Here is a 5,385-nt window from a genome sequence, read left to right as displayed (position 1 = left end):
CTCCTGGGCGGCCGAGGCCTTGGCGCGCAGCGGGGTGGGGCGGCTGACGCTGGTCGACCTGGACAATGTGGCCGAGTCCAACATCAACCGGCAGGTCCACGCGCTGAGCAACACGCTGGGCCAGGCCAAGGTCGAGGCCATGCGCGAGCGTATCGCGCTGATCCATCCCGAATGCCAGGTGGATTGCGTGGAGGAGTTCGTCGAGCCCGGCAACTGGCCCCAGCTGCTGCCGGCGCGGCCCGACGCCGTGATCGACGCCTGCGACCAGGTGCAGGCCAAGACGGCCATGGCTGCCTGGGCGCGGCTGCAGCGCGAAATCGGCTTCATCAGTGTGGGCGCGGCGGGCGGCAAGCGCCTGGCGCACAAGCTCGACATCGACGACCTGTCCCGGGTCACGCACGACCCGTTGCTGGCCCAACTGCGCTACCGCCTGCGCAAACAGCACGGCGCCCCCCGGGAAGGCAAGAAGATCGGCGTGGCCTGCGTGTTCAGCCGCGAGACCGTGATGTCGCCCGACGCGTCCTGCGCCGTGGAAGGCGACGGCACGCTCAACTGCCACGGCTATGGCTCGGTGGTCAGCGTCACGGCCAGCTTCGGCCTCTGCGCTGCGGGCTGGGTGTTGGATTTTCTTTCGCGTTGCGTTGATCGATAGTTAAAAATGACGCTATAATTTGAGGCTTGCCGCAGCGCAATTGAACTGCGGCAGGCCCTGATGGGACGTTAGCTCAGTTGGTAGAGCAGCGGACTTTTAATCCGTTGGTCACAAGTTCGAATCTTGTACGTCCTACCAAATTCACCCGCAAGGGTACTGAAAAGCCCGCTACTGAAAAGCTAGCGGGCTTTGCTTTTTGTTCCGCAAAACTCACCGCAGCGGCCTCACTTTCTTTTCCATTTTGTGCCCGATGCAGTCGGCCGTCATGCCCTCTGTGGTGTGGCCTAGCAGGGCCGTGCCGCTGGCGTCGTCGGCCTCGGTGGCGGTCTTGGCGCGCAGGTCGCGGAACTGGAAGCCATTTGTATCGGCCTGGCTCAAGGAGGCACGTCAGCGCCATGGGCCGAGGCGTTGATCATGCTCTTACTCGGTTGCATGCGAATACGTAAAATGCATGCATCGAATGCAAGATGAGGTGATGAAAATGGCCATGTTGACCGTTCGCAGCATCCCTGAGGAGGTACATCGAGCCCTGCGCGTGCGGGCCGCCCAACACGGCCACAGCATGGAGGCCGAGGTGCGCGAAATTCTGGAGTCCGCCGTCAGCCCGAAGGGGCGGGTGAAGTTGGGCTCGCTGCTGGCCGATATCGGCCGCCAAGCCAAGCTGACCGATGAGGAATTTGCGGTTTTTGAGCAGGTGCGCGACAAGACCCCCGCCCGCCCGGTGAGCTTCGAATGATCCTGCTGGACACCAATGTGGTGTCGGAGCCGCTGCGTCATGCGCCCGAGACCCGCGTGATCGAATGGATCGACGCCCAGCCGCTGGAAACGCTCTTCTTGTCCGCCGTCACCGTCGCTGAACTGCGCGCCGGCGTGGCGCAGCTGCCTGCGGGCAAGCGGCGGGCCGGCTTGCACGAGAGCCTGGAAAAGCGGGTGCTGCCGCTGTTCGCAGGCCGTGTGCTGCCCTTCGACCTCGCTTGCACGCGAGCCTATGCGGAACTGATGGCCAAGTCACGGGCTGCAGGCATCGCCATCGCCACCGCCGATGGCTACATCGCGGCCATCGCGGCCGCCAACGGCTTTGCGGTCGCCACCCGAGACACCAGCCCCTTCGAGGCCGCTGGCGCGGCGGTGATCAACCCGTGGCAAGCATGAGGGTTCGTCGCCGCTGACGTCTCTCGCCATCGAGCAAATTTTTAGCGGCTAAAGACGCCGTGCGTTGCGCCCGGAATGTCGCTTCGATCCTTATACTGGCCCATCGCTGTGCGGCGTGCTGGACCTTGCAGGGGCGGCCGGCTCGTCCACCCGCCCTGCGATGGCGGCGCGAGCGATGAAGTCGAGCATTTCGCAATTCACCCGGGCTTGATTCGATGCGGCTGCTGTTCGTACACCAGAACTTCCCCGGTCAGTACAAGCACCTGGCCCCGGCCCTTGCTGCGCAAGGCCACGAGGTGCATGCGTTGGCGATCAACCACCAGCCCGGCCTGCCAGGAGTCAAGCTGCATCTGTACAAGGTGGCGCGCGGCAGTTCAAGGAATATTCATCCCTGGGCCCTGGAAACCGAAACCAAGGTGTTGCGCGGCGAGGCCTGTGCGCGAGCGGCGCTGGCGCTGAAGGCGCAGGGATTCACGCCCGATGTGATCTGCGCCCACCCGGGCTGGGGCGAGGCATTGTTCCTGCGGGAAGTATGGCCGGCCGCCAGGCAGCTCCACTACGTGGAGTTTTTTTATTCCGCCGTTGGGCAGGACGTAGGCTTCGATCCGGAGTTCGACCAGCCCGATTTCGACGATGGCTGCCGCATCCGGATGAAAAATGCCAACACGCTGCTGAATCTCGAGACCATGGACAGAGGGATTTGCCCCACGCGCTGGCAGCTTTCAACCGTTCCCGAGCTGTTTCGAGGTTCGATCGAGGTCATCCACGACGGGGTCGACACCCTTCTGGCGAGGCCGGACCCCGCGGCCGATTTTGCGTGGCGTGGCGCAGATGGAACGGAAAGTCGGGTGCTCAAGGGCGATCAGGTTCTGACCTTCGTCAATCGCAACCTTGAACCCAGCCGCGGCTACCATGTCTTCATGCGCGCCCTGCCGCAGTTGCTGGACCGTCATCCGAAATTGCAGGTGCTGATCGTCGGCGGAGGCGGGGTGTCCTATGGGGCGCAGCCGGCCGAAGGCGGCTACAAAGAGCGCTTCCTGGCCGAGGTGCAGGATCGGCTCGACCTCGCGCGCGTGCACTTCCTTGGGCATCTGCCCTACAGCCGGTTCCTGCGCCTCCTGCAGGTCTCGGCCGTGCATGTGTATTTGACCTACCCCTTCGTCCTGTCCTGGTCCATGCTCGAAGCCATGAGCGCAGGTTGCCTCGTCATAGGCTCGCGCACGCCGCCAGTGGAAGAGGTCATCGTCGATGGGGAAAACGGGCTGCTGGTCGATTTCTTTGCCGCCGATAAGCTTGCCTCCGCCGTCTCGCGCGTGCTCGACGATCCCGCCTCGTTCGATGCATTGCGCGCGAACGCCCGACGAACCATCGTCGAGCGCTACGATTTGAAGACACTCTGCCTGCCGCGCCAAATGGCCTTGGTGGAGGCTGTTCATCGCGGCGAGTAACAGGCCTCGCATGGCGCGCGCCTGGCCGGGCTTACCGCCTTCCTCGCCTTGCCGCCGGCAAGCCCAGGGCCACCGACCGACGCCGATCGGCAACAACCACGGCCGAGATCTCGAGAGACCGTGCAGACCTGTGGCCGTTGCTGCGGCTACCTAGAACTGGGTATTGAGGCAGGTGGGGCTGGCTCTCATACTGTTCAGGTGGGCATGGTGTCCTGGAGCTTGAGCCATTGCGCTGGATCAAGCCGCGGGGTGGCGGGCCGCATTTCGTGACGGACGGCTGCAAACCCGTGGAGGCGATATGGCGGCTAACTTCCAACACCTGGGTCCGACCGGCGTGGATTCTGCTCGCACGGTCGCTGCTGTGGGTGAGACGCTGGATGTCGTTCCAACGACAGCCCGCGCCAACGACATGGCCGTCTGCGGTCAAAGGGATGATTTCCCTCTTGGCATCTGTCGGACTCGCACAGTTCGTGTTCAAGCCCCTCTCTACCCGAGGTCGAGCCGCCCCCAGGGCCATTCGCTTCAAAGGCAGAGCGCGCCAGTGACCGAGCGCCGCTCAGTTTGAGGCGACGGTTTAACGCAATCAAGATTCTTATGAGGTGTCGGCCATGAGCACGATCACGACGGGAAGCGGGAACGACAGCATAGAGGGCACCGACGGTGCCGATAGCATTTCGTCCGGAGCAGGCAACGACACCATTTTGTCCGGGGCCGGCACCGATACCATCAATGCAGGCAACGGCAACGACCTTGTCTCTGCCGGCAGTGGCAGCGACACGGTTCTCGCTGGCAACGGCAATGACACCGTCGATGCTGGATCGGAGAACGACTTCATCGACGGCGGCAATGGGCAGGACAGCTTGTTCGGTGGTGCCGGCGACGACACGATCGTCGGCGGCACCGGCGCCGACACGATCTATGGGGGATCGGGTAGCGACACGATCGGCGCACCCGCCGGCAGCCTTCCCGTCAGCGACACCGGGACTGACGTGATCTATGGTGACCGCTTCGATGCCTACGGCAGCAGTAGTGCCCTCGTAACAAGTATGGGCAGCGACACGATCTACGGAGGCAACGGCAGCGACATCATCTACGGCGACAACGGTACCAACGAAACCGGCGGTGGCAACGACGTCATCTATTCGGGCAATGGCAATGACCAGGTCTGGGGCGAGGGCGGCGACGACACGATGACAGGAGGTCAAGGCGCCGACACCCTGAGCGGTGGCTCAGGCAAGGATGTTTTCGTCTACAACGCCACAGCGACTGCCTCTGATTCGAACGCCTCGGCGATGGACGTCATTACCGACTTCACCGCGATAAACGACGCCGGTGCGGACAAGGACAAGATCGACCTCGCTTCCCTGCTTGGTGCAACGAATCTCATATGGGGGGGCACGGCGAAGACCGCAAACGGCGTATGGTACGGCCAGTCCGGTGGCAACACCTATGTCTATGCCGACGTGGACGGCAATGAAAACACCGCCGAGCTCGTCATCAAGCTGCTTGGGCCTCATACCCTGACGGCCGGCGATTTTATCGGGGTAGAGAATGCGTCCCCGCCGTTGTTCACCGAGAACGCCGACACCGTAGACTTCAATACGGTTGTTTCCGGGAGCTATCTGGCTGGCACCCAGTACGACGCTCTCGGGGGCAACGACAATGTGACGCTGGCCTCTACTGCAGCAGCCGCAACGGCGGCGGGCTTTGACCCGACGCAGACGTTCCATGGCGGCGCCGGCAATGACACGATCACCGGTGGGGGGCTCGATGACATTGTGGACGGCGGCGATGGCGCCGACGTGATCGACGGCGCAGCGGGCAACGACACGCTCGATGGCGGGGACGGCAACGACACGCTGACCGGTGGGGCGGGCGACGACGAGGTCGACGGCGGCGCGGGCGACGACCTGATCATCGCCGGCGATGGCACGGGCGACGACAGCTACGACGGCGGTGCGGACAGCGACACGGTGAGCTACGCCAGCACCACGGCCGGGGTGACGGTGAACCTGGCGCTGGGCACCGCGAGCGGGACCGAGGTCGGCAGCGACACGCTGGCCAACATCGAAAACGTCACTGGCGGCAGCGGCAACGACACGCTCAGCGGCGGTGGCGGCAACGACACGCTGA

At 63.8% G+C, this 5,385-nt stretch carries 6 protein-coding genes and 1 tRNA gene; 6 read left to right on the top strand and 1 reads right to left on the bottom strand.

Going from position 1 to position 5,385, the window contains the following annotated elements; all coding sequences use genetic code 11:
* Together FFS10_RS22590 and FFS10_RS22585 are read left to right on the top strand one after the other, a co-directional pair.
* Window positions 1–652: tRNA threonylcarbamoyladenosine dehydratase (locus tag FFS10_RS22590; protein WP_137896846.1), on the top strand; the 652-nt coding region annotated here is incomplete at its 5' end.
* A 62-nt stretch (window positions 653–714) separates the two neighbouring features.
* A tRNA-Lys gene (locus FFS10_RS22585) sits at window positions 715–790 on the top strand.
* A 72-nt stretch (window positions 791–862) separates the two neighbouring features.
* On the opposite strand, the gene FFS10_RS23085 is transcribed toward FFS10_RS22585, so the two are convergent.
* Window positions 863–1,030 carry a site-specific integrase gene (locus FFS10_RS23085; RefSeq protein WP_171016044.1) on the bottom strand — a complete coding sequence of 56 codons (168 nt, stop codon included), beginning with the start codon at window positions 1,028–1,030 and terminating at the stop codon, window positions 863–865.
* Between the two features lie 103 nt (window positions 1,031–1,133).
* Between FFS10_RS23085 and FFS10_RS22580 the strand changes: the two genes are divergently transcribed.
* The 4 genes from FFS10_RS22580 to FFS10_RS22565 form a co-directional block, all read left to right on the top strand.
* Window positions 1,134–1,388, top strand: a complete 255-nt coding sequence (locus tag FFS10_RS22580) for a FitA-like ribbon-helix-helix domain-containing protein (RefSeq protein WP_137896847.1) — start codon at window positions 1,134–1,136, stop codon at window positions 1,386–1,388.
* Window positions 1,385–1,804 carry a type II toxin-antitoxin system VapC family toxin gene (locus tag FFS10_RS22575; protein WP_137896845.1) on the top strand — a complete coding sequence of 140 codons (420 nt, stop codon included), beginning with the start codon at window positions 1,385–1,387 and terminating at the stop codon, window positions 1,802–1,804. The genes FFS10_RS22580 and FFS10_RS22575 overlap by 4 nt, the downstream gene beginning before the upstream one ends.
* A 215-nt stretch (window positions 1,805–2,019) precedes the next feature.
* Window positions 2,020–3,252 (top strand): glycosyltransferase family 4 protein, encoded by a 1,233-nt coding sequence (locus FFS10_RS22570; RefSeq protein WP_137896844.1) that lies wholly within the window; start codon window positions 2,020–2,022, stop codon window positions 3,250–3,252.
* A gap of 608 nt (window positions 3,253–3,860) precedes the next feature.
* Window positions 3,861–5,385 (top strand): calcium-binding protein (locus FFS10_RS22565; protein WP_137896843.1); only part of this gene is annotated, 1,525 nt, incomplete at its 3' end.

Origin of the sequence: Ramlibacter sp. 2FC (genome assembly GCF_005503345.1) — a bacterium.
In the GTDB taxonomy this organism is placed as follows: Bacteria; Pseudomonadota; Gammaproteobacteria; order Burkholderiales; family Burkholderiaceae_C; genus SCMQ01.
Note: the sequence above shows the minus strand (reverse complement) of the source record. Positions and strands in the feature narration are given on the sequence as shown.

Bases quoted from the DNA above. Each gene is read 5' to 3' on its own strand.
- FFS10_RS22575 (WP_137896845.1), top strand. From the start codon at position 1,385: ATGATCCTGCTGGACACCAATGTGGTGTCGGAGCCGCTGCGTCATGCG.
- FFS10_RS22570 (WP_137896844.1), top strand. From the start codon at position 2,020: ATGCGGCTGCTGTTCGTACACCAGAACTTCCCCGGTCAGTACAAGCAC.
- FFS10_RS22580 (WP_137896847.1), top strand. From the start codon at position 1,134: ATGGCCATGTTGACCGTTCGCAGCATCCCTGAGGAGGTACATCGAGCC.